Here is a 19,672-nt window from a genome sequence, read left to right on the forward strand (position 1 = left end):
CCCCGACGGCATCCGTAGAGCAGGTGAGGGGAGGGATACCTGAAACCTCCCTCCCCTCACCCCCGATCGTCAGGCGCCCCTCGCTGAGTTGGGCAAGGGAGAACTTCGTAGCGGCAAGCCCGATCCGGGCACCCTGGCCACCTCCACGACAACGACTGCGCGCTCGTTGTCTACAGGACCTCACCTCCGCTAGGACCGCTCCAGTGGTCCGCCCCGGCGGCACCCGCCCCCATACGTCCTCGACCAGCCGACTTCGCGACGGCCTCGCTGCCGCATCCTGCAGCCGACGGCGAGCACGTGAAAACGCTGCGCTCGGGGTGAATAAATATCTGTCACCGCGACCTGAGGATTTAACGGATCCTGCGGGGAGAGTTTCTGCCGCCATGCGGCAGCCCGAAATATCTAGCGCACACAAGCCGCTGCAGCGTGCTACTGTCGATCTCGGTTGCAGTTTTGGTACCCAAGAACTTCAAGCGCCTCCAGTCGGACTTCGGGCCGCAGGAAGCGTTTTGTATTTCCCGGTCAATTTCCGGGCGGGGCATCATCGCGGCGACACGGCGTCTGCACAGTGCAGACGTCGATGTATTGCCCCAAAGGAGATAGCCATGGCTGCTGGTACCGTCAAGTGGTTCAACGCGGAAAAGGGTTTCGGCTTCATCGAGCAGGACGGTGGCGGCGCTGACGTGTTCGCCCACTACTCGAACATCGCCGCCCAGGGCTTCCGCGAGCTGAACGAGGGCCAGAAGGTCACCTTCGACATCGCGCAGGGCCAGAAGGGCCCGACGGCCGAGAACATCGTTCCCGCCTGACGCTGACACGCATTCTGTAGCTGGGGCCCGCATCCCTCGGGGTGCGGGCCCCAGCTACACGCATTTTCCGCGGTGCGTTCACCCGCGGTATCAAGCATGGAGAGATGCGGCCGACCGGCCCTCTCAGAGCTGCACCCGATTTCTTCTCTTGGTTGTCGCGTCCGCATGACGCCACCTCATTTCAGCGTCTGAGCCCGAACAGATTCCTGTCCGCCAGATCGCCATTCCATTAGGCCCGTTCTCGCAATTCCCCGCGTCTCTCGTACGCTGCGGGAATTCCTTGATGCGTGCCGTATCAAGGAAGGTTCCGCATGAACCCCACACGTACCAACGAGCGCTCTTCTCGCACCCGCGGCCGCACCGGCGGCCCCGCTTTCGGCACCGGCGCCGGTTCGGGTCGGGGCAGCCGCTTCGGCTCGTCGAACCCGGGCCGTTCCGGAGGTCCGAGCCGCTCGGGCGGATACGGTCGCCGGCCCGCCGCGATCCAGGGCGAGTTCGCACCGCCGAAGACGATCACCCCCGCGCTGGACGCCGTCGAGGCATTCGCCGACCTCGACATGCCGGCCCAGCTGCTCACCACGCTCACCCGTGAGGGCATGGCCACCCCGTTCCCGATCCAGGCCGCGACGCTGCCCAACACCCTCGCGGGCCGCGACGTCCTCGGCCGCGGCCGTACCGGCTCCGGCAAGACCCTGGCCTTCGGCCTCGCGCTGCTGGCCCGTACGGCCGGCCAGAGCGCCGGGTCGGGTCAGCCGCTCGCGCTGATCCTCGTACCGACGCGAGAGCTCGCCCAGCAGGTCACCTCCGCGCTCACCCCTTACGCCCGGGCGGTCAAGCTGCGCCTGGCCACCGTGGTCGGCGGCATGCCGATCCACCGCCAGGCCGGTGCGCTGCGCGCCGGAGCCGAAGTGGTCGTCGCCACGCCCGGCCGCCTTAAGGACCTCATCGACCGCGGTGACTGCCGCCTGAACCAGGTCGCCGTCACCGTCCTCGACGAGGCCGACCAGATGGCCGACATGGGCTTCATGCCGCAGGTCACCGCCCTCCTGGACCAGGTACGTCCCGAGGGCCAGCGGATGCTGTTCTCCGCCACCCTCGACCGCAACGTCGACTTGCTGGTCCGGCGTTACCTGACCGACCCGGTCGTGCACTCGGTCGACCCCTCGCAGGGCGCGGTCACCACGATGGAGCACCACGTCCTGCACGTCCACGGCGCCGACAAGCAGCGGATGACGACGGAGATCGCGGCCCGAGACGGCCGGGTGATCATGTTCCTGGACACCAAGCACGCCGTGGACCGCCTCACCCAGGACCTCCTCGACAGCGGGGTCCGCGCCGCGGCCCTGCACGGCGGGAAGTCCCAGCCCCAGCGCACCCGGACCCTGGCCCGGTTCAAGACCGGACACGTCACCGTGCTGGTCGCCACCAACGTGGCGGCGCGCGGCATCCACGTCGACAACCTGGACCTCGTCGTCAACGTCGACCCGCCGACCGACCCGAAGGACTACCTCCACCGCGGCGGCCGTACCGCCCGCGCCGGCGAGTCCGGCAGCGTCGTCACCCTCGTCACCCCCAACCAGCGCCGCGAGATGGCCCGCCTCATGCAGGCCGCTGGCATCACCCCGCAGACCACCCAGGTCCGCTCTGGCGACGAGGCCCTGAACCGCATCACCGGCGCCCAGGCCCCCTCCGGCATCCCGGTCACCATCACCGCACCGGTGTCCGAGCGGCCCAAGCGCAGCACGGCCTCCCGCGGTCGACGCGGGCCGGTGTCGGCTGCGCGGCGCGCGAGCCTGCGACAGACCGCCTTTGATGCGGCGGCCTGAGAACCACGTGATCAGGACACTGACCCACCTCTGCAGGAGGCACCTTTTGACGCTGGTCCAGATGCAGCCCCGCCCGGCGCATGCCGATGCCGCCGACCTCGGCCACCGGACGGTGGACGACGCCATGGAAGCGGCGGGTCCACAGGTTTGCGATGACATGACCGTCGAGGTGGCCCTGGCCGTCATGGCCGGCGCCCGCGCGGACCATCTGCTCGTCTGCGACGAGGACGGCCTGTGCACCGGGATGGTCACCCGTGCCCGACTCACCATCGTCCGCGACAGCGCGGAGTACACGGACCGGACCCGTCTGCGCGATGTCCTCGGCGACCGCGGGCCGTTCGCCTCCCCCATGACGACGATGGCCGAGGCCGACCACGCGATGCGATACCGCAGGCTCACCGCCCTGCCCGTCGTGGACGAACAAGGCAGCGCCATGGGCGTCCTCGCCCTCAGCCGCTGAACCACCGGCACCGTGGTCCGCCCGTTTCCCCTGCACCCTGTGAGGCATCCATGCGCTGTGTCATCGCCCGTTTCCCGTTCGACCTGACCAAGAGCGGTGTCCTGGAATCGATGAAGGGCATCAAGCCCGAGCAGGTCACCGGCGAGTCAGTGATCATCGGCCGCCGCACCTACCCCGTCAAGCAGGTCGGCCAGGTCATCACCCGCCAGGACCGCCGCGACTTCAGCGCCGGCGAAGTCCTCCGCGCCATGACCCAGCTCGGCTTCACCTGCCGCGGCAGCCTTCCCCGGCCCGCCGTGCCCACGCGCGTGCTCAGCCCCCTCCAGCGGGCCTCCGCGATGCTCGGCACCCCCGTGACCGCCTGACGGGTGGCCGGGCGGTGCCGCCACCCAATGAGCGGAAGGGGCCCGACCGGCACACGCCGGTCGGGCCCCTTCTCGCGTACCCAGGGCTTCTTGAGCTGGCCGGTTCAGTGGTCGGAGTAGCTGAAGTCGCCCACGGTCCAGGCGCTGACATCCGCGATCGAGACGCGGTACATCCCACCCGTCTCCGGGATCCCCACCGTGCCCTGAAGAATGCGGGCAACATGGAAGTGCAGGTGAGGGTGTCGGGATCCGAGTCGCAACGCCATTCACCGACGGGCAGGTCATCGAGAAGGGGAGGGATCTACGCACGGGTGAGCGGCTCTGACCGCTCGGTTCTCGGCGGCCGGTGCCGAAGAACGTCGAGGCCAGAGCACGGAGCAAGACGGTGAAACGCATGATTCTTCCGACCGCAGTGGGGGTGGCCCGGCCGGTCAGGCGATCGGGTTGATGTCGTGCTTCACGTCACGATTGCTCGTGATCGGGGGCACGACGAGCGGTTCCACACAGGTGACGACCCGCAAGATGGCATCGAACCAGTTAATGAGAGAGCACCACAGCGGCAGAAAGACGCTAGCCGATGATCATTCGATCAGCGTGGCCCCATCGCTCGCAGGGAAAGATTGAAAGTGATCGCCCATCGCCGGTTCCGATCGTGTCCACGAAGCGGGCGGACGGTGCCACGCGTGTCCAGGGCCATGCGGCCGGTTCCCCGACCACTGGGCCGTTCCCGTCGACCGGCTTCCGGGAGCTCGCGTTCGATCGGGTCGCTGCCCGGGGGCGCGCCGACCCTTGGCCAGGAGCCGTTCGAGCTGCCGTTGGCTCGGCGGGCCACCACGGCATTTCCCGGTGTCAGCCGTGTGCCCAGCCCCGGTCAGTCCTCGACGGCGGCCACCATCGCTTCGCAGCGAGCCAGCAGCGTGTCGTGAGCACGCTGGAAGGAGGGTTGCACCGTCGTGAAAGTCCGGGTCACCGACGAATGCTGCCCAGCGGTTGGCGCCCCCGATCGACAGGAAGTTTCCCAGCGGGGTCCCCAAGGGCTCCAGCGACCGGCGGAAGCCGTTTGCGGCCTGCTTGAACTCGTCGTTGACGATGGACAGGACCTGGCCGCCCGGGCCTCCGGAGGAACCCGAGATCGTGGCGAACAGGTTTTGGATCGCGTCGTTCTCCGCTGAGATGGTGCGGGCATGGCCGAAGGCCCGGTTGTCGTAGTTCCGCTTCAATCGGTCGAGCGAACTGCGTCCGATCATCAGCACGTTCTTGCCGGCGGAGGACCGTAGCCCGGTCTCGAAGCTCCCGGCGCCCAGCACGGTCACCGGGGTGCCGATCCAGCCCAGTTCCCGGACGAAGTCGGTTTTGAACTCGTACGCCAGGCCCTCATATCGGCTCAGCTCCGCCCTCGTGCTCTGGCAGGCCTGATAGAGGGTGGTCATGCGCTTGGCCAGCGCGTCCCAGTAGCTCTGCACGGCGTCGACTGTGGCGCCCCTGCTGTCGGCGATGGCGGAACAGGCGTTGTTCCCGCGCAGGCGTACGTCGCCCACGGCATCCGAGAGTCCGTCGAGGTCGCCGGCCGCGGACGTGATCAGGGATTCGTCCACCCTCGGCTAGCCGATCCCCAGCGCGGCCCTCACCGGCTCCAGGGCCTCCGGAATCCTCAGACCCATGGCACGTTCCTTCCTCGTGTGTTCGTCTACGCTTCTGGCCCGCACGCAGGCGCTCGCGCTTCGATCGACGGCGTGTGCGCCGCTCCTTGCCCGTCCAGTGCGTGCGGCACGGGCCCCGGGTGCACACGCGGGGTTGCGTGGCGTTGCCCTTCAGGCCTCCATCGGGGTGGAGGTGAAGAGGAGGTGGACGTACCTGACCGGGGGCCAGAGGTTCTCGTCGTAGTCCGGTGCCTGGTCCCAGGAGCGGCTGAGCGTCCGCAGACGGCTCCAGGTCTCGCCGAGCTCGACCTCCATCTCGTCGTTGCCCCTGTGGAAGAAATCGAAGCAGTCCTCGAGCTCCGACCAGGTCATGTCGATGAGCCGGTGCAGCGCGTCGGCCGCTCGGTACTCCTCGGTGTGGGGCGGGTTGGCTTCGAGGAGATGGTTCGTACGGCGCAGCAGGAACCCGTGGAGAGCGCTCATGTGCCCGCGGGTGAGGCTGCGCGCGTCGATCTCGGGGGCCTTCCACCGGCGTGGAACCACCGGGCGCCGCCAGGCCGGAGCAGGGATGTCAGGCTGTGGCATGGGCGGTCCTCCAGCGGCGCAGTCCGGTTGCGGAGAGCTCGATGAGTTCGCCGCGGACGGGATCGTGGTAGGTGGGCCGGAAGTCGGCGAGCGTGCCGAGGCGGGCGCCCGAGGTCGGGTCCCAAATCTCCAGGCCGGATTCCGAGGAGGAGAACAGCAGGCCGTCCGCGGCGAAGAAGTGGCCCTCGGGGCCGCCGAACGTCGCGACCTCCTTGAGTACCGGCCCGTCCAGATCGCGGCCGAGGAGGAAGACGCGGGCTCCGGGGACCAGTTCGTCCTCATCGTCACCCAGACCGCCCACGACGAGACGGTCCTCGTCTAGCCAGGCGACGGGGCGGTTCCAGTAGTAGGCGCAGCTCGGCAGGGGCCACCGGTCGACGTCCCGGTCCGGGGCGTGTTCCCCGCCGGTGAGCCACTGGTCCAGGTTCCATACGAAGGGCTGGCCCACGGGATGCCACAACCAGGCGTCGGACGCGATCCTGGTGCCGCCGGGGCTGAGGTACAGGGCGCCGTGGAAGTAGCCCGACCAGTCCGAGGAGGCGTCGTCCGCCGGGGTCCGGGCCACCGGTGCCCCGGTTGCGGGGTCCACGGCTTCGACGACGCTCCACTGGGTGCGGTGCAGGACGACGGTGCGGCCGGCGTGTTCGGTGAAGGTCAGGGAGAAAGGGACGGTGTAGCTGTGGTAGCCGTCGTTGTGCAGGGGGATCGTGACGGTGCTGGTGGACAGGTCGATGACTTCGCCCGTACGGCCGTAGTCGAGCACGAGGGCGGCGAAGGCCCCGTCCCGGGAGGCGTGCAGCCGAGGTGCCTGCTCACGGCCGGACCAGGGCTTCGCGTCGGCCGGGACGGCGACGCTGCTGCGGGCGGCCTCGGTGCAGGTTCCCGCTGCCGTGTCCCAGCGCAGGATGCGGCCGTCGTCGCAGAGCAGGACGAAGCCGTGGTCGGTAGGTGCGAGGTCCAGTACGGTCCCGGCCCCGTCGGGGAGCGCGGTGGTCTCGACCGGCCCGGGGACGGGCCGGGACGCGTCGATGGTCTGCGGGCGGCCGATCACGCCGAGTGTGCTCCCCTCGGTCGCGTCGTAACAGTCCTCGCAGACGGCGGCGGTCACCGCCGTGGCGGCCTCGCTCCGGCAGATGCCGCACAGGTGCTGCCGCTCCAGGCCCAGGCCGGTGTAGTGGAGGTAGTGGTCGAGGGGGTCGGCGCTCGCGGCCCGGATGTGCTCGCACAGGGGCGCACCGTAGGCGGGCGCGTCGTGGCCGCAGATGAGGGGCATGGTGGAACTCTCCTTGGGGAGGGAAGGGCCGGGGACAGCACGGGGGCGGGCACCGGCTCGCGAACGGCACCGCGAAGGCACCGGAAGGCCGCACAGAAGGGCACCGTCACCGGTCCGTCAACGGGTGCCCCGGGCGGCCGGCTCCGTGGTGATCACCATGCTGCTACCCGGACCTTGGCAACCGCTTGGCATCGGCTTGGCACCCGCACCGGCCGACCGGGACCGGGCTGCGGGGGCGCCCGGGGCACCCGGTGCCGTCACGGGCCCGCGGGCTCCGGGAGGGACCGTACGCCCTCCAGGGCGGCGGCCGCCGCGTGTTCCGATCCCCACCTCCGGGCCACCTCGCGGGCCTCCAGGAACGCCGACCGTGCGGCGGGTACGTCGCCCAGCAGCGCGTGCACCTCGCCCAAGGCGAGGCCCAGCGGACGGGTGCAGAACGCGGTGGTGGCCGCCGACCCGAACTGGTCACGCACGGGCTGGAGAAGGGGCACGAGCGCTGCGGCGGCCTCGTTGTCGTGCAACAGGCAGGCCAGCCGGGCGCGGGCTCCGAGCCGGACCCCGTAGAAATGGTCCTTCACCGGGGCCTGATCGAAGCGGACCGCGCGCGCCTCTTCGAACCTGCCCTGGAGGGCGAGGACCAGGGCGAGGGCCTCTCCGCCCCGCGTGCCCCAGGCGGCGGCCACCGTGCGTGAGAGGGGCTCGATCTCCGCGATCCGGCCCTGACTCAGCCGGATCGTGATCACTCCGCGGGCGTGGAGGTCGGCCGCGCGCGGGGCGTTGTGCCGCACCAGCCGCTCCCGTACCTGCTCGTACAGCTCCTCCGCCTGCGCGAACCGGCCCCGGGCGTGGGCGAGCATGGCCAGCGTCGACAGGCTGGCCGCCTCGGCCTCCGGCATGCGGTAACGGCGGGCGACGGCCAGGCCCAGGCGGGCATGATGCTCGACCGCCTCCGCGTCGTTGCCGATCGCCGAGACCATCGCGTCCACGTGTTCGCAGACCCACCGGTAGGCGGGCAGGTCGTGCCGCGCGGTCAAGGCCCGCAGCTCGGCGACCACAGGAACGCAACGTGAGGCCTGCGTCTCGTGCGGCAGCAGCTTCGTCATGGTGGTGAGGGCGGCGGCCAGCAGGCCGGGGTCACCGGTGCCGCGGGCCAGGACGAGCTGCCGCTCGGCCGCCTCCAGGGCCCGTCCGTCGGCCTCCTCCGGCATTTCTTCCACCTGCGCCTGCAACAGACGTGCCAGGTCGGAGGGCGGCAGGCCGGGACGGGCGACGAGTCGGTCGAGGGTGTCGACGACGTGCCGGTCCGTTTGATGGCTGCGCGTCAGCCACGGGGTGGGCTCGGTCCATGCCGTGAACGCAGCGACTGCCAGGTCTTCACGCCCGGCCCGTTCGGCGACCTCAAGGGCCCGGTGGCGGGTCCGGATGGCCGCGTCACCGGATCCGGCCCGGACGTGCGCGCGCAGCAGCGCTCCGAGGAGCCCGACCGCACGCTCGGCGCGTTCCTCGTTGGGCGCCGGTATGAGCTCGGCCGCGTCCAGGGCCTGGCCGAGCAGTTCGACGCTCACGTCGTGGGCATAGCGGTGCTCCGCGAGTTCGGCGGCGCGTAGGGCGAAGCCCACCGCCTGTGCGGCCTTCGCCGGGTCGCCGGAACGGGTGAAATGCACGGCGAGCGCCGACAGGTCGTCCGGCCGCAGCAGGGCGAGGGCGTCGGCGAGGCGTCCGTGGAGCAGGCCGCGCCGCAATCCGGTGAGGTCGCCGTAGACGGTGTCGCGCAGCAGGGGATGGGTGAACGAGACGCGTCCGGGGCCCGGTTCCGTCAGGAGTCCGCCCGCGATGCAGAGCTCCAGCACGCCCACGACCGCCGTCGGGGACAGGCCGGAGGCCTCGCACAGCACCGCGACGTGGGTCTCGCTGCCCGCGACCGCCGCCAGGCGCAGGATGTCGGCGGCCTCCCTGGGCAGCCGGGCGAGGCGCTGGCGTACGACGTCCCGTATGCCGTCGGGCACTCCGGCGGCCGCCTGCGACGGATCGCCGTCCGTCAGCAGGCGGGTGCTCTCGCCGACGAAGAAGGGGTTGCCGCCGGTCCGTTCCGCGAGAAGGGTTACGACCCGCGTGTCTATGTCCCGGCCGCAGAGCGAGCGCATCAGGGCGGCGACCTCGGTGACGGCGAGGCCGGTCAGGGTGATGCGGAAGGGGGTGCGCCGGGCGAGCGCTGCCATTAGGGGTGCGAGGCGGTCGTCGGCGTGCCCTGGCCGGTACGCGGCCACCAGCAGGAACGGGACTCCTTCGACGGTGGCCGCACGGCCCAGCAGGGCCAGCGTCTCCTCGTCCGCCTCGTGGAGGTCATCGATGAGCACGGCCAGCGGGCGCCGCGCCGCAGCAGAGGCGAGCCACCGCGTGACGGCGGTGTGCAGCCTGAAGCGGCCCGCGGTGGCGTCGCCGTGCGGGGCGGAGGTGGAGTCCAGGGGGTCGAGCAGCGCGGACAGCGGGCCCACGCGCTCCGGCGGGAGGATCCGCGCCAGCTCGCCGAGCGCTTCCGCCCAGGCCCACGCGGCGGGGACGCCCGCGTCGTCGGGGCACCCGCCGCGGACCACCGTCCAGCCCTGTGCCCGCAGCGAGCCGGTGAACCGTGTCAGCAGCGCGGTCTTCCCCACTCCGCCCTCTCCCGCGACCAGGGCCAGGCCGCCGCCCTGCAGACCCGCCCGCGCCGCCCGTTCCAGCATTTCCAGCTCATGCCGCCGGCCGACGAAGGGGTGGGGCGTGCCCTCCGGGGGAGAATCGCCGTGGGGAGCGGGGGGTGCGGCGGCCGGGTCGGGCTCGCCACCCACCGGCGGTCCGTGCAGCGCGGCGTCCGCGCGCGGGGCCGGCGGGGCCGCGGCCGACAGGACGTCCAGGTCCTGGCGGAGGATCGCCCGCTCCAACTCCACCAGTCCCACTCCCGGGTCCAGCCCGAGCTCCTCGGCGCACACGGCTGCGGCGCGCCGCAGCGCCGCCAGAGCGTCCCCCTGGCGCCCGGTCGCCCACAGTCCCAGGGCCAGGAGCCGCCACCCCTCCTCCCGCAGCGGATGCCTGCTCACATGGGCCTCCGCGGACAGCACGACGTCGTGGGGCCTGCCCGCGACGAGGCTGCACTCCATGGCCAACTCCTGTGCCATCAGGCGCAGTTCGTTCAGCTGTGTGATCTCGGCTTCCGCCCAGGAGTCGAGCCGCCACTCTCCGTACGCCTCCCCCCGCCACAGACCGAGCGCCTCGTCGAGCAGCCAGCCCGCTTCCGCGGAAGGTGCGGACCGGAAGCGGCGCACCGCGGACTCGAAACGCCAGGCATCCACGGCGTCGTCGGGCAGGCGCAGGGCGTAGCCGTCCGGGCTGCCGAGCAGGATCCGGGACGGGGTGCGGGCCTGCCGGCCGGGCTCCAGGATGCCGCGCAGGTTCGAGACGTAGGAGTGCAGGGACGTAAGGGGCTTGGCCGGCGGTCGCTGCGTCCAGAGCAGCTCGACGATCCGCTCGACCGGAACGCTCCGGCCGCGGGCCGAGAGGAGGATCCCCAGGACGGTCCGCTGCCGGCGCCGTCCGACGGTGACCGGCTTGCCGTCGACCTGGACGTCCAGCGGCCCAAGTATTCCCACACGCACCATGATCGGCCAAATGTACCAACGGGCCCGATGCCCGCGCCCGCCGTGGTCGACCGCGGGTACGTGCGGATGCTTCTCCCGGCAGGACGCCGCTGCCGTGGGCCGGCGGGGACCCGCCGGATCCAGCAGGCCTGCAGCCCGGCGCGCGCCTCGTCGGCCTTCACCACGGGGGAAGGCATCGTGGCCGGGCGGGCCCTTGGGGCAAGAAGTCCTCGAACAGCCGTCGGAAGCGGGGGATGCGGGCCTTGCGGGCGTGGCGGACGTTGCCGCTGAGATACGCCCAGGGTGTGGCGTGCCGTCGCGGCGGGTGCGCGGCCGGTACAGCCTCCCGCAGCGGGGGTGTCCGGGGTGGGAGCGGGCACCTGTGGCTGCCGTGGTGGAGGAAGGAGGGACGGGCTATCGAGTGCCGAGTCGGTGACCGGTGCCCGCCCGCGCATCTCTCGCCAGTGACGTTCCGTTACGCTCGATGCATTTCCAATGCCGCCGGTTTGCTTCGCGAGGCCCTTCTCTGGGCGTCCACCGGTCGTCCTTGGCTGACGGCGAGACGCAGGCCGATCGTCCGTGGACCAGGTCTCATGGCCCGCCGTCCTGCGCGAACGCCAGGCCCACGGTGAAACTCTTCCGTGCCCCTGTCACTACGGTGGCATGGTCTCGGACAGGCGGACAAACAACGCTTGCCGACCCGCGCGCGGACCGGCTGCGGATGCCGTCGGTCAGGGAACGGATATGCCGTTGCCGGGGGGAAGTCGCCCGTCAGATACGTGCCGTGCGTCAGGTGCGGTGTTCCCCTGTTCTTCGGACGACAGCAAGTCCTTGGCCCGGCGCTCGATGAGGACTGGCAGGTAGGTACGCACGCGTGCATACCTGAGTTCTTCGTACGCTGTCTGCACCGATCCCCGCACCAGGTCGATGTCCAGGTGAGGGTGCGCCTTCACCAGCCGCTCGGCTACGGCGCGAATGGTCTGGGCATCCTCCTCGGATTTCGGCATCCGGCACCTCGGCCTTCGCTCGGGGGTATGTCTCTTCAGTTTCGGGGGAGTGCGCTCGAGTCGATCTTCCGTCGCTCTGCGGAGCCGGACTGTGTCCACGGCAGGCCGGAATCTGGCGCGCTCGTTCCGGTGGTTGGTGGTGATCGCGTATCGTGCGTCGCGGCATTCGGTGCTCGGCCGCTACTTGCGCGGGATGATCGCGCACCCCGCCGATGTGCACTGCAGCTTGGGCCGGTTCCGGCGATTTCGGATGCGGGGATGGACCTATGGGTGAGTTCACGGCGTGGCTGTTGGGGCACGTGACGGACCAGTACGGGGTCGGGGAACTCGCCAGGCTGGCTGCTGCTGATCCGGACTGGCCCGAAGGGCCCGACCGGCTGCAGACCTTCACGGATCACCTGGAGGACAGCGGTGTCACTCGGGCCACGCTGCAGAGCCTCACGGACGCGTGGGTGCGCTATGCCTCCGAATAGCCGTCGGCCGGCCGAGTGGTCATCAGGCCGTGGGCGAGATCGTGTCCGGGGGCGCGTCCGGTGGGGTGCGTGACGAGTCCTGGATTCGGTGGCGCCGCCATTCGCGTGGTGTGACGCCGTAGGCGGCACGGAACCGGCGGGTGAAGTGACTGGGGCTGGTGAATCCGCAGCGTGCCGCGACGGCCGACACGGGGAGGCCGAGCTGTTCGAGCACCTGTTGATGCCGTCCATTCGCTTCGGGATGTGCTGACCGTGACTGATGGTCGCATTACCACGGGCGGCCGGAGCGGCCCTGTTGAGCTCCCCGAGGGGGCGTTTCCGCTGTTCGGCCGGCCAGGTCGCGACGCTGGGAACGATCACGGGTCCGAGAGCCGCAAGGACGCCGTGCTGGTCACGGGGCCGCCTTGCCCCTACCTGTGTCCATAGCATCACCGGCCAGTCCAAGATTTGCCGACACTCCACCAACCACCAGATCGCCATCGGTGCCGACGCCCGACTGGTCGTCGTGTCCGACCGACTGACCGCCCGCAGGCAACCGCAACGCCTGCAAGCCATAGGCCTCAGGCATCACTTAAGGCCCTCGGCCGGTGTGTCTGCTATAAGGCGTCGTCGCGCTTTTTCCCACCTGAGGCCGGGGCGCGCTTCGGGATTCTCGTGGCGGACCACTAATTCACGATGACATCGCCGAAGGCGGACCGACAGCTCAGACTCCTCGTGCGAAAGCTGGCGTGCACCCCGCCCCGGGCAGTGCACGGCGTTCGGCATCATGGCCGGGCTGTGAGTGGATAAGCCCTGCCTTCGCCCGCACCCAAATGCTTTTCGTACGTTTCTCCAGCAACCGATGCGGCTCCCGGTGACGAATCCAGCGGTAGAGGATGCGAGACCGCCCTCTGAGCGCGGTCTGCCCCTCCCGCCCCCGGCGCCGTACACGTCCGGGACGGCATATCCGCAACGAGGCCCGCCTCCTGAAGGAGGACTCATGAACACTCGAATCGTCCGCCGCAGCGCAGCGGCCGCGGTAGTTACCTTCGTGCTCCCACTCGGCCTGGGAGCGGCAGCGCCGGCGTTCGCCGGGTCGCTTCCCGCCGACCCGTACGGACCTGCCTGCGCATCGGTGCCCCAGGAGGGCCCCGGCAGCCTCACAGGTATGGCCAAGGAACCCGTCGCCACGGCGGCGTCGAACAACCCGGCGCTCTCGACCCTGGTCGCTGCGGTGAAGAAGGCCGGCCTGGTCGACACCCTGAACAACGCCAAGGACATCACCGTCTTCGCGCCGACCAACGACGCCTTCGCGAAGATCCCGAAGGCAGACCTCGACAGGATCCTGGCCGACAAGGCCGAACTGACCAAGATCCTCACCTACCACGTGGTCGGCGAGAAGATCATGCCGGACCAGCTCGAATCCGGATCGTTCAAGACACTCGAAGGTGGCACTCTGACCACGGCCGGATCTGGGGATTCGTTCACCGTCAACGGAAAGGCGAAGATCGTCTGCGGAGACGTCCCGACCGCCAACGCCACAGTCAACGTCATCGACACAGTGCTCACGCCCATGTGAGCCAACCCAACCACGGTGTGTACCTTGTCGCGGTGTTCCCCCCTGTCGGAGACAGGGGGGAACACCGCGACAAGGTACCGGCAAGCACACTTTGCGGCGGTGAGCGTCGGGCTCAGGTCAGGAGCAGGACGGTGGTGATGGTCTTGCCCTCCGCCTGTGCGCTGATCCCGAGGCACGCGGTGAGCTGTTGTACGAGCGGCCATCCGTGGCCACCAGGTCGATCCGGACCGGCGCTGCGGGCAGTGGGAGCGAGGCCACTCGAGTCGCTCACGGCCAAGCGCATGACCCCATTGCTGATGTGGGTGTGAAACCCGGTCATTCCGCCGCCGTGACGAATTGCGTTGGTAACGAGTTCCGAGGTGACCAGCAAGGCATCCGTAGCAGGCACGCTGTCGAGGCTGATGCCCGCATGCCGCAACAACGAACGCACCATATTTCGCGCGGACGCTGCGGAGGCAGGTGTGGCGTCGAGCGTGTGATGGACCCGTCGGATCATTGCCTTACCAATCTCATAGTTCGCCGCCAACGCCTTCGTATCTCGGATGCCCGGAAGATTAGCGGTCATGCCTGCTGACGCCTGCCGAAGGATGTGCGTGATGATCAGTCGGCTGCCACGGGCACATGGGCCCGAAATCGGCTCGCGCGGGCGGCCAAATTCCGGCCTTACCGATCGGCCTGTCGGTCCGCAGCCTGAAAGTGGATTATATCGATGGTGAGGATCTTCCCGCTGTGACGGAATTTTGCAATGTTCATTCATAGAAGTCCGGGAAAATCTGCGGTGTGCGGTCCCCGTGTTTCTTTAGGGATTATCCGCCAGAAATTCGGCCAGACCCGCACCGCGAAATAGCCAATCGTCTACTCCGGTGAGGTTCCCCAGTCACCCAGCTACGCCTATACGGTGCGTGACCTGATCCACCGGTTGAACGAGATCGGGCTGGCCTGCCTGGACCCTCGGTGGGAGGGGGGCCGTCCTCCTCGCCTGTTCAGCCCTGACGACGAGGACTTCGTCGTGGCGACCGCCATCACCCGCCCGAGCAAGCTCGGGCGGCCTTTCACCCGCTGGTCGATCCGCAAACTCGCTGCCTACCTGCGCACGGTCCGCGGCCGGACGATCGGATGAGGCGTGAGGCCCTGCGCTGCCTGCTCGCCCGCCACGGCGTCACCTTCCAGCGCACCAAGACGTGGAAGGAGTCCACCGACCCTGACCGGGACGCCAAACTCGACTGCATCGAGCACGTCCTTCAGCACTTACCGGACCGCGTGTTCGCGTTCGACGAGTTCGGGCCGCTGGGCATCCGCCCCACGGGCGGATCCTGCTGGGTGAAGCCGGGCCGTCCCGACCGGGCCCCGGCGACCTACCACCGCACCCACGGCGTCTCCTACTTCCACGGCTGCTACTCCGTCGGCGACGACACCTTGTGAGGTGTCAACGACCGCCGCGAAGGCGCCGTGAACTCCCTGACCGCGCTCCGGTCGACCCGGCCAGACGGCGCCCCGATCTACGTGATCATGGACAACCTTTCCGCCCACAAAGGCACCAAGTTCCGCACTGGGCGAAAAAGAACAAGGTGGAACTGTGCTTCACCCCGACCAACGCCTCCCGGGCGCTCGCGCCAACTCGAACCACCCCAACCACACCGTCCAGACCCGTGAACTGCACCGGCACCTGCGCTGGCGCAATGCCAACGCCCGCCACCCCGACGTCCTGGCCGCCCAACGCCGCGAGCGCGCCCGCATCCGCAGCGAAAAGGGCATCCGCTGGGGCGGACGCCCCCTCAACACCGCAGCCTGACCACGCCGCCGAACCTGCCTGGTCACAGCCCTAGATATGGATGAGAGTCTGTCGCAGGGGATGTCCGAGCGCACCCGCGAGAGAGGCCAACTCCCCGTCGGTCAGCCAAGCCCGGTTGGGATACAAAACCTCGATCCTGAACCACGCGAACCCATCGGCCAGTCGTACACCAGCTCGTTAAGCGACGTCTCAACGTCGCAGCAGGGAGCCGTCACCATGAGCGTCGAAAAGCCCTCGTCGTAGCACTGCGAGACAGCATCACCCCACCAGCCGGGTGCGAGCTCCGTGCCGCACTGCGGGCAGGAGATCCTCTCCAGGTTGGCGAAGCAGTGGACCACCTCGACGCTGTCGTGCCACTTGGCTTCCAGACCACGTCGGGCGTCGTCGTCAGAAAGCATCCCGGACAACACAACCGCAGCACGGTCCGCCGCATCCTTACTGGGCTGCCAGTACGGATCGGTCGGAATCACCGTCAGGTAGTTGTCACTCATCGCCCGCCCCCACGCCCGCCACCGTCCGCTCCTCGTCTCGTCGTCAGACCCGGCGAACCTATCCGGTCACAGCACTAGCCGTCGCTGCGGCGGCGTCATCAGCGCCGCCGGACTCATTCTGGCCGCCACCTTCGCCGCGCTGGCAGTCATGCCCCTGCTCTCCCTGGCACAGATCTGGGGCATCGTCGCCCACGGTGTCCTCATCGACACCCTCCTGGTACGCCTGTTCCTCGGCCCCGCGCTCATCCTCGGCCTCGGACACCGCACCTGGTGGCCCGTCCGCCTGAGCGGTGACCGCACCCCTGGACGTGACCCGGCCGCCCCCTCGCGCGTCCGTGACCAGGGACGCACGAAGGCGGCGACGACCGGCTGCGAAGGCAACACAGGCGATCGGTTCACTCCTTTGGGTGTGGGACCAATCCGCCGGGCGGGTGCTGCCGAATGACGGGTGTGAGCAGCTTCCGCAGCACCCTCTTCCGCGCCGCGCTCGGCGCGCTGGCCGGTCTCCTGGCCGCGTTCACGGCTCTGGCCGTGGCTGAGCTGTCCGCTGCTCTGGTGCGGCCCGCTGCGGGACCGGTGACCGTGGTGGGCGGCGCGGTCATCGACCGGACGCCGGCACCGGTCAAGGACTTCGCGATCCGCACGTTCGGAGAGAACGACAAGACCGTCCTGCAGCTCGGGATCCTTGCCCTCCTCGCGCTGTTCGCCATCGGCCTGGGCACGCTGAGCCTGCGTCACCGGCGGAGCGGCGCAGCCGGCGTGCTGCTGTTCGGTATCGCCGGCGCGGCCGCGGCCTGGAGCCGGCCAGACTCTGCCGGAATCGGTGACGCCCTTCCCTCGATCGCCGGAGCAGTAGCCGGCGCCGGCATCCTCTATCTCCTGGCGGGCAAGGCATCAGCCCCCGCACCGGCAGGCGGCGAAAGCGACGGCTCGGGATGGAGCAGGAGGGGGTTTTTGACAGCTGCCGCCGTGACCGCCGGCGCTGCCGCCTCCGCCGGTGCACTTGGCCGGTTCCTCGCCGGCCGGCGGGGTGAGGGCGTCGTGGCTTCCCGCAATGCCCTCGCCCTTCCCCAGCCGGCCTCACCGGCCCCTGCCGTCCCGGCGGGCGCCCAGTTGAAGGTGCCTGACATCAGCCCCTTCACGACACCGAACCGGGATTTTTACCGTGTCGACACCGCACTCGTCGTTCCCAAGATCGACGCGGGTACCTGGCGGCTGCGGATCCACGGCAAAGGCGTCACCCGGCCCCGCACCTACACCATCGACCAGCTCCTGGCCCGCCCGCTCATCGAACGCGACATCACCCTCACGTGTGTGTCCAACGAGGTCGGCGGACCCTACATCGGCAACGCCCGCTGGCTCGGAGTCCCCCTAGCCGACCTCCTGCAAGAGGCCGGCGTCCGGCCTCCCTCGAAGGGCGGGAGAGCCGATCAGCTGGTGGCCCGCTCCGTGGACGGCATGACCCTCGGCTCCCCGGTCGAGGACCTCATGGACGGCCGCGACGCCATCCTCGCGATCGGCATGAATGGCGAACCGCTGCCCTTCGACCACGGCTTCCCCGTCCGCATGCTCGTTCCTGGCCTCTACGGCTACGTGTCCGCCTGCAAGTGGATCGAAGACATCGAACTGACCACGTTCGACGCCTACGACCCCTACTGGGTCAAGCGCAAGTGGGCCCGCAAGGCGCCCATCAAGACGCAGGCCCGCATCGACACCCCCAAGCCGTTCGGACGTCCCGCCGCCGGCCCCGTCACGGTCGCCGGTGTCGCCTGGGCCCAGCGCCGCGGCATCACCCGCGTCGAGGTCCGGATCGACGACGAGCCGTGGCAGGACGCAGACCTCGCTGCCCAGGACACCATCGACACCTGGCGCCAGTGGTCCTACCGCTGGATGCCCACCCCGGGCGGACACACCATCACCGTCCGTGCCACCGACGGCACCGGAGCGGTGCAGATCGAAGACCGCACCCGGACCATCCCCGACGGAGCCAGCGGCTGGCATAGCGTCTTCGTCACCATCCCCTAACCCACCGGAACGCCCGCTCAGGACCGGATCCGGCAGCACAACCAGCATCCATCGAAACCCCTGAAGACGATTTCCCAAGGAGCAAACCGTAATGAACAGCATGAAGATCCGCCGTACCGCGATCGCCGTCGCCGCAGCCGCCCTGCTGCCTTTCTCCCTTGCCGCCTGCTCCGACTCCGGCAGCGACACCAAGGCCGCCCCGACCGCGGCCGCCGGAGATGAGGCCAAGACCGACGCCAGCACCCCGGCAGGCGAGGGGATGACTGGCGACAAGCCCTTCGGCCCGGCCTGCGCCGGCGTGCCGAAGGACGGCGCGGGCTCCTTCGACGGCATGGCCAAGGACCCGGTCGCCACCGCCGCGTCCAACAACCCGGCCCTGTCGACCCTGGTCGCCGCCGTCAAGCAGGCCGGTCTGGTCGACACCCTCAACAACGCCAAGGACATCACCGTCTTCGCGCCCACCAACGACGCCTTCGCGAAGATCCCGAAGGCCGACCTCGACAAGGTCCTGGCCGACAAGGAGCAGCTCACCAAGATCCTTACCTACCACGTCGTCGGCCAGAAGCTCACTCCCAAGCAGCTGGAGAAGGGAAGCTTCGAGACCCTCCAGAAGGGCATGGTCACCACCACCGGCTCCGGAGAGGCCTACAAGGCCAATGACACCGCGAACGTGGTCTGCGGCAACGTCAAGACCGCCAACGCAAACGTCTACATCATCGACAGCGTCCTGATGCCGAAGTAACACCCCCTGCCTCGGCCCAGGAATGCCAGGTGGCCCTGCACCCCTGTTGCCGGGGCGTGCAGGGCCACCGGCTTGGCCAGCAGCCGGGCCATGCCAGAAGCACGCCCCGGCCCCGACCCACAGGGAGCTCTGTGACGCGGGACCGGTTCGGCTCCACCAGCTTCCTCATCGGCGCCCTCGTCTCACCCCTCGCCGGCCTCACCGACAGCGCCGCCCCGCGATGGCCCTGATCCAGGCCCTCGCGGCCGCTGGAGCCCTGACCGGCTTCACTCTTCTCACCCGCGGCCGGCTCACTGCCGGCACGTAGAAGTAGCCAGCCCGCACAGCCACTTCCGTAGATCGGAGTCCGTCCCAGGGCCCCCGGCCGCTTCACGCCGGGGCCCTGGGACGGACTCTCATCGACGGTCCTTGCCCAGAGAACGACCGGACGGCGGCGCCCCAGAACTCCGTCCGCGCCCCGGAATTGCTCGCATAACTCGATCTCACTGTCCCGGGTGACGCCCGGCTGTGCGGGGCCTGGATGGGAGGAGGCAGATGCCGGAGGCACAACCCGAGCCAGTGCCCTTCCTTCAAGGGAAGATCCGGTCTCGGGGAAGCCGAAGCCCGCCGTCCCCGAGTCGCACGCACCCCCAGCAGCGACGCGCGGGAGCGAACTAGATGATCTTCTCGGCGAGATCATGCGGCTTCTGGCCGAGGCCGGCTTCGAGCCCGGCCGCGAAGGTGACGGTCTGCGCGTGCGCGCCGACGGGGAGGGAGTGCTGCCCGGCCGGCAGCCCACTGACCTTCTGCGACCGTACGGCCGGCTCCACCGCCACGAGGAGAACTACGCCGCGCGCACCGAACTGGCCGGGATCCGCACCGCTCTCCACTCCTCCTGTCCTGGTTGCGACCCTGACCGTTGGTCGGCGACCTGACCGATAGCTGGCGCGCCCTGCGACCGGCCATGTCCCTACGCGGAGCTGAACAGGTAGGCGGACTGTTCCGGCGGATAGGTGAAAGATCGTGGCGTCTG

Annotated in this window: 17 protein-coding genes and 2 pseudogenes; 10 read left to right on the plus strand and 9 right to left on the minus strand. The window is 69.5% G+C overall.

Annotated elements, in window-relative coordinates; all coding sequences use genetic code 11:
• Positions 1-605 precede the first annotated feature (605 nt).
• The 4 genes from AC07B0_RS32720 to AC07B0_RS32735 all read left to right on the plus strand — a co-directional run bounded on the left by AC07B0_RS32720 (position 606) and on the right by AC07B0_RS32735 (position 3,460).
• The gene (locus tag AC07B0_RS32720) at positions 606-809 is read left to right on the plus strand and encodes a cold-shock protein (protein ID WP_008734853.1); all 204 of its coding nucleotides are present in this window, start codon (positions 606-608) and stop codon (positions 807-809) included.
• 311 nt (positions 810-1,120) lie between these two features.
• The gene (locus AC07B0_RS32725) at positions 1,121-2,635 is read left to right on the plus strand and encodes a DEAD/DEAH box helicase (protein WP_478899631.1); all 1,515 of its coding nucleotides are present in this window, start codon (positions 1,121-1,123) and stop codon (positions 2,633-2,635) included.
• A gap of 46 nt (positions 2,636-2,681) precedes the next feature.
• Entirely contained in the window at positions 2,682-3,095 is a 414-nt protein-coding gene (locus AC07B0_RS32730; protein WP_478899632.1) for a CBS domain-containing protein, read from the plus strand.
• A gap of 50 nt (positions 3,096-3,145) precedes the next feature.
• Positions 3,146-3,460, plus strand: coding sequence for an SCO5918 family protein (locus AC07B0_RS32735; RefSeq protein ID WP_478899634.1), 315 nt, complete (start codon positions 3,146-3,148; stop codon positions 3,458-3,460).
• A 581-nt stretch (positions 3,461-4,041) separates the two neighbouring features.
• Here the strand turns inward: AC07B0_RS32735 and AC07B0_RS32740 are convergent.
• From AC07B0_RS32740 to AC07B0_RS32760, 5 genes are all read right to left on the minus strand, one after another.
• On the minus strand, positions 4,042-5,055 hold the full coding sequence (locus AC07B0_RS32740; RefSeq protein WP_478899636.1) for a hypothetical protein: 1,014 nt from the start codon (positions 5,053-5,055) through the stop codon (positions 4,042-4,044).
• 216 nt (positions 5,056-5,271) lie between these two features.
• The gene (locus tag AC07B0_RS32745; RefSeq protein ID WP_478899637.1) at positions 5,272-5,583 is read right to left on the minus strand and encodes a hypothetical protein; all 312 of its coding nucleotides are present in this window, start codon (positions 5,581-5,583) and stop codon (positions 5,272-5,274) included.
• A gap of 88 nt (positions 5,584-5,671) precedes the next feature.
• A complete protein-coding gene (locus AC07B0_RS32750) occupies positions 5,672-6,958 on the minus strand; it encodes a hypothetical protein (protein WP_478899639.1) in 1,287 nt (428 codons plus the stop codon).
• A gap of 257 nt (positions 6,959-7,215) precedes the next feature.
• A complete protein-coding gene (locus AC07B0_RS32755; RefSeq protein WP_478899641.1) occupies positions 7,216-10,584 on the minus strand; it encodes a BTAD domain-containing putative transcriptional regulator in 3,369 nt (1,122 codons plus the stop codon).
• 719 nt (positions 10,585-11,303) lie between these two features.
• A complete protein-coding gene (locus AC07B0_RS32760; protein WP_478899642.1) occupies positions 11,304-11,579 on the minus strand; it encodes a three-helix bundle dimerization domain-containing protein in 276 nt (91 codons plus the stop codon).
• Between the two features lie 266 nt (positions 11,580-11,845).
• Between AC07B0_RS32760 and AC07B0_RS32765 the strand changes: the two genes are divergently transcribed.
• Positions 11,846-12,052, plus strand: a complete 207-nt coding sequence (locus tag AC07B0_RS32765) for a YozE family protein (protein WP_478899643.1) — start codon at positions 11,846-11,848, stop codon at positions 12,050-12,052.
• Between the two features lie 22 nt (positions 12,053-12,074).
• Here the strand turns inward: AC07B0_RS32765 and AC07B0_RS32770 are convergent.
• Positions 12,075-12,248, minus strand: a pseudogene (locus AC07B0_RS32770) (helix-turn-helix domain-containing protein); the annotation flags it as partial.
• 783 nt (positions 12,249-13,031) lie between these two features.
• Between AC07B0_RS32770 and AC07B0_RS32775 the strand changes: the two are divergent.
• Positions 13,032-13,610 carry a fasciclin domain-containing protein gene (locus tag AC07B0_RS32775; protein WP_478899644.1) on the plus strand — a complete coding sequence of 193 codons (579 nt, stop codon included), beginning with the start codon at positions 13,032-13,034 and terminating at the stop codon, positions 13,608-13,610.
• Positions 13,611-13,722: 112 nt separating this feature from the next.
• On the opposite strand, the gene AC07B0_RS32780 is transcribed toward AC07B0_RS32775, so the two are convergent.
• Positions 13,723-14,175, minus strand: coding sequence for an ATP-binding protein (locus AC07B0_RS32780; RefSeq protein ID WP_478899646.1), 453 nt, complete (start codon positions 14,173-14,175; stop codon positions 13,723-13,725).
• Between the two features lie 330 nt (positions 14,176-14,505).
• On the opposite strand from AC07B0_RS32780, the pseudogene AC07B0_RS32785 reads away from it, so the two are divergent.
• Positions 14,506-15,402 (plus strand): annotated as a pseudogene (locus AC07B0_RS32785) (IS630 family transposase); the annotation flags it as partial.
• 101 nt (positions 15,403-15,503) lie between these two features.
• On the opposite strand, the gene AC07B0_RS32790 reads toward AC07B0_RS32785, so the two are convergent.
• Entirely contained in the window at positions 15,504-15,893 is a 390-nt protein-coding gene (locus AC07B0_RS32790) for a hypothetical protein (protein ID WP_478899648.1), read from the minus strand.
• On the opposite strand from AC07B0_RS32790, the gene AC07B0_RS32795 reads away from it, so the two are divergent.
• The 3 genes from AC07B0_RS32795 (at position 15,883) to AC07B0_RS32805 (ending at position 18,660) form a co-directional block, all read left to right on the plus strand.
• A complete protein-coding gene (locus AC07B0_RS32795; RefSeq protein ID WP_478899650.1) occupies positions 15,883-16,338 on the plus strand; it encodes an MMPL family transporter in 456 nt (151 codons plus the stop codon). The genes AC07B0_RS32790 and AC07B0_RS32795 overlap by 11 nt on opposite strands.
• Positions 16,335-17,918: a molybdopterin-dependent oxidoreductase gene (locus tag AC07B0_RS32800; RefSeq protein WP_478899652.1), complete on the plus strand. Its 1,584-nt coding sequence runs from the start codon at positions 16,335-16,337 to the stop codon at positions 17,916-17,918. Before AC07B0_RS32795 ends, AC07B0_RS32800 begins: the two co-directional genes overlap by 4 nt.
• A gap of 91 nt (positions 17,919-18,009) precedes the next feature.
• Entirely contained in the window at positions 18,010-18,660 is a 651-nt protein-coding gene (locus tag AC07B0_RS32805; protein ID WP_356877726.1) for a fasciclin domain-containing protein, read from the plus strand.
• 653 nt (positions 18,661-19,313) lie between these two features.
• On the opposite strand, the gene AC07B0_RS32810 is transcribed toward AC07B0_RS32805, so the two are convergent.
• Complete coding sequence (locus AC07B0_RS32810) at positions 19,314-19,529, minus strand: hypothetical protein (protein WP_356877728.1); 216 nt, start codon at positions 19,527-19,529, stop codon at positions 19,314-19,316.
• Positions 19,530-19,672: the final 143 nt, after the last annotated feature.

It is taken from the genome of Streptomyces sp. NPDC044704 (genome assembly GCF_056433525.1).

Bases quoted from the DNA above. Each gene is read 5' to 3' on its own strand.
- AC07B0_RS32790 (WP_478899648.1), bottom strand. From the start codon at position 15,893: ATGAGTGACAACTACCTGACGGTGATTCCGACCGATCCGTACTGGCAG.
- AC07B0_RS32765 (WP_478899643.1), top strand. From the start codon at position 11,846: ATGGGTGAGTTCACGGCGTGGCTGTTGGGGCACGTGACGGACCAGTAC.
- AC07B0_RS32750 (WP_478899639.1), bottom strand. From the start codon at position 6,958: ATGCCCCTCATCTGCGGCCACGACGCGCCCGCCTACGGTGCGCCCCTG.
- AC07B0_RS32805 (WP_356877726.1), top strand. From the start codon at position 18,010: ATGAACAGCATGAAGATCCGCCGTACCGCGATCGCCGTCGCCGCAGCC.
- AC07B0_RS32760 (WP_478899642.1), bottom strand. From the start codon at position 11,579: ATGCCGAAATCCGAGGAGGATGCCCAGACCATTCGCGCCGTAGCCGAG.
- AC07B0_RS32780 (WP_478899646.1), bottom strand. From the start codon at position 14,175: ATGACCGCTAATCTTCCGGGCATCCGAGATACGAAGGCGTTGGCGGCG.
- AC07B0_RS32735 (WP_478899634.1), top strand. From the start codon at position 3,146: ATGCGCTGTGTCATCGCCCGTTTCCCGTTCGACCTGACCAAGAGCGGT.
- AC07B0_RS32800 (WP_478899652.1), top strand. From the start codon at position 16,335: ATGACGGGTGTGAGCAGCTTCCGCAGCACCCTCTTCCGCGCCGCGCTC.
- AC07B0_RS32720 (WP_008734853.1), top strand. From the start codon at position 606: ATGGCTGCTGGTACCGTCAAGTGGTTCAACGCGGAAAAGGGTTTCGGC.
- AC07B0_RS32725 (WP_478899631.1), top strand. From the start codon at position 1,121: ATGAACCCCACACGTACCAACGAGCGCTCTTCTCGCACCCGCGGCCGC.
- AC07B0_RS32775 (WP_478899644.1), top strand. From the start codon at position 13,032: ATGAACACTCGAATCGTCCGCCGCAGCGCAGCGGCCGCGGTAGTTACC.
- AC07B0_RS32745 (WP_478899637.1), bottom strand. From the start codon at position 5,583: ATGAGCGCTCTCCACGGGTTCCTGCTGCGCCGTACGAACCATCTCCTC.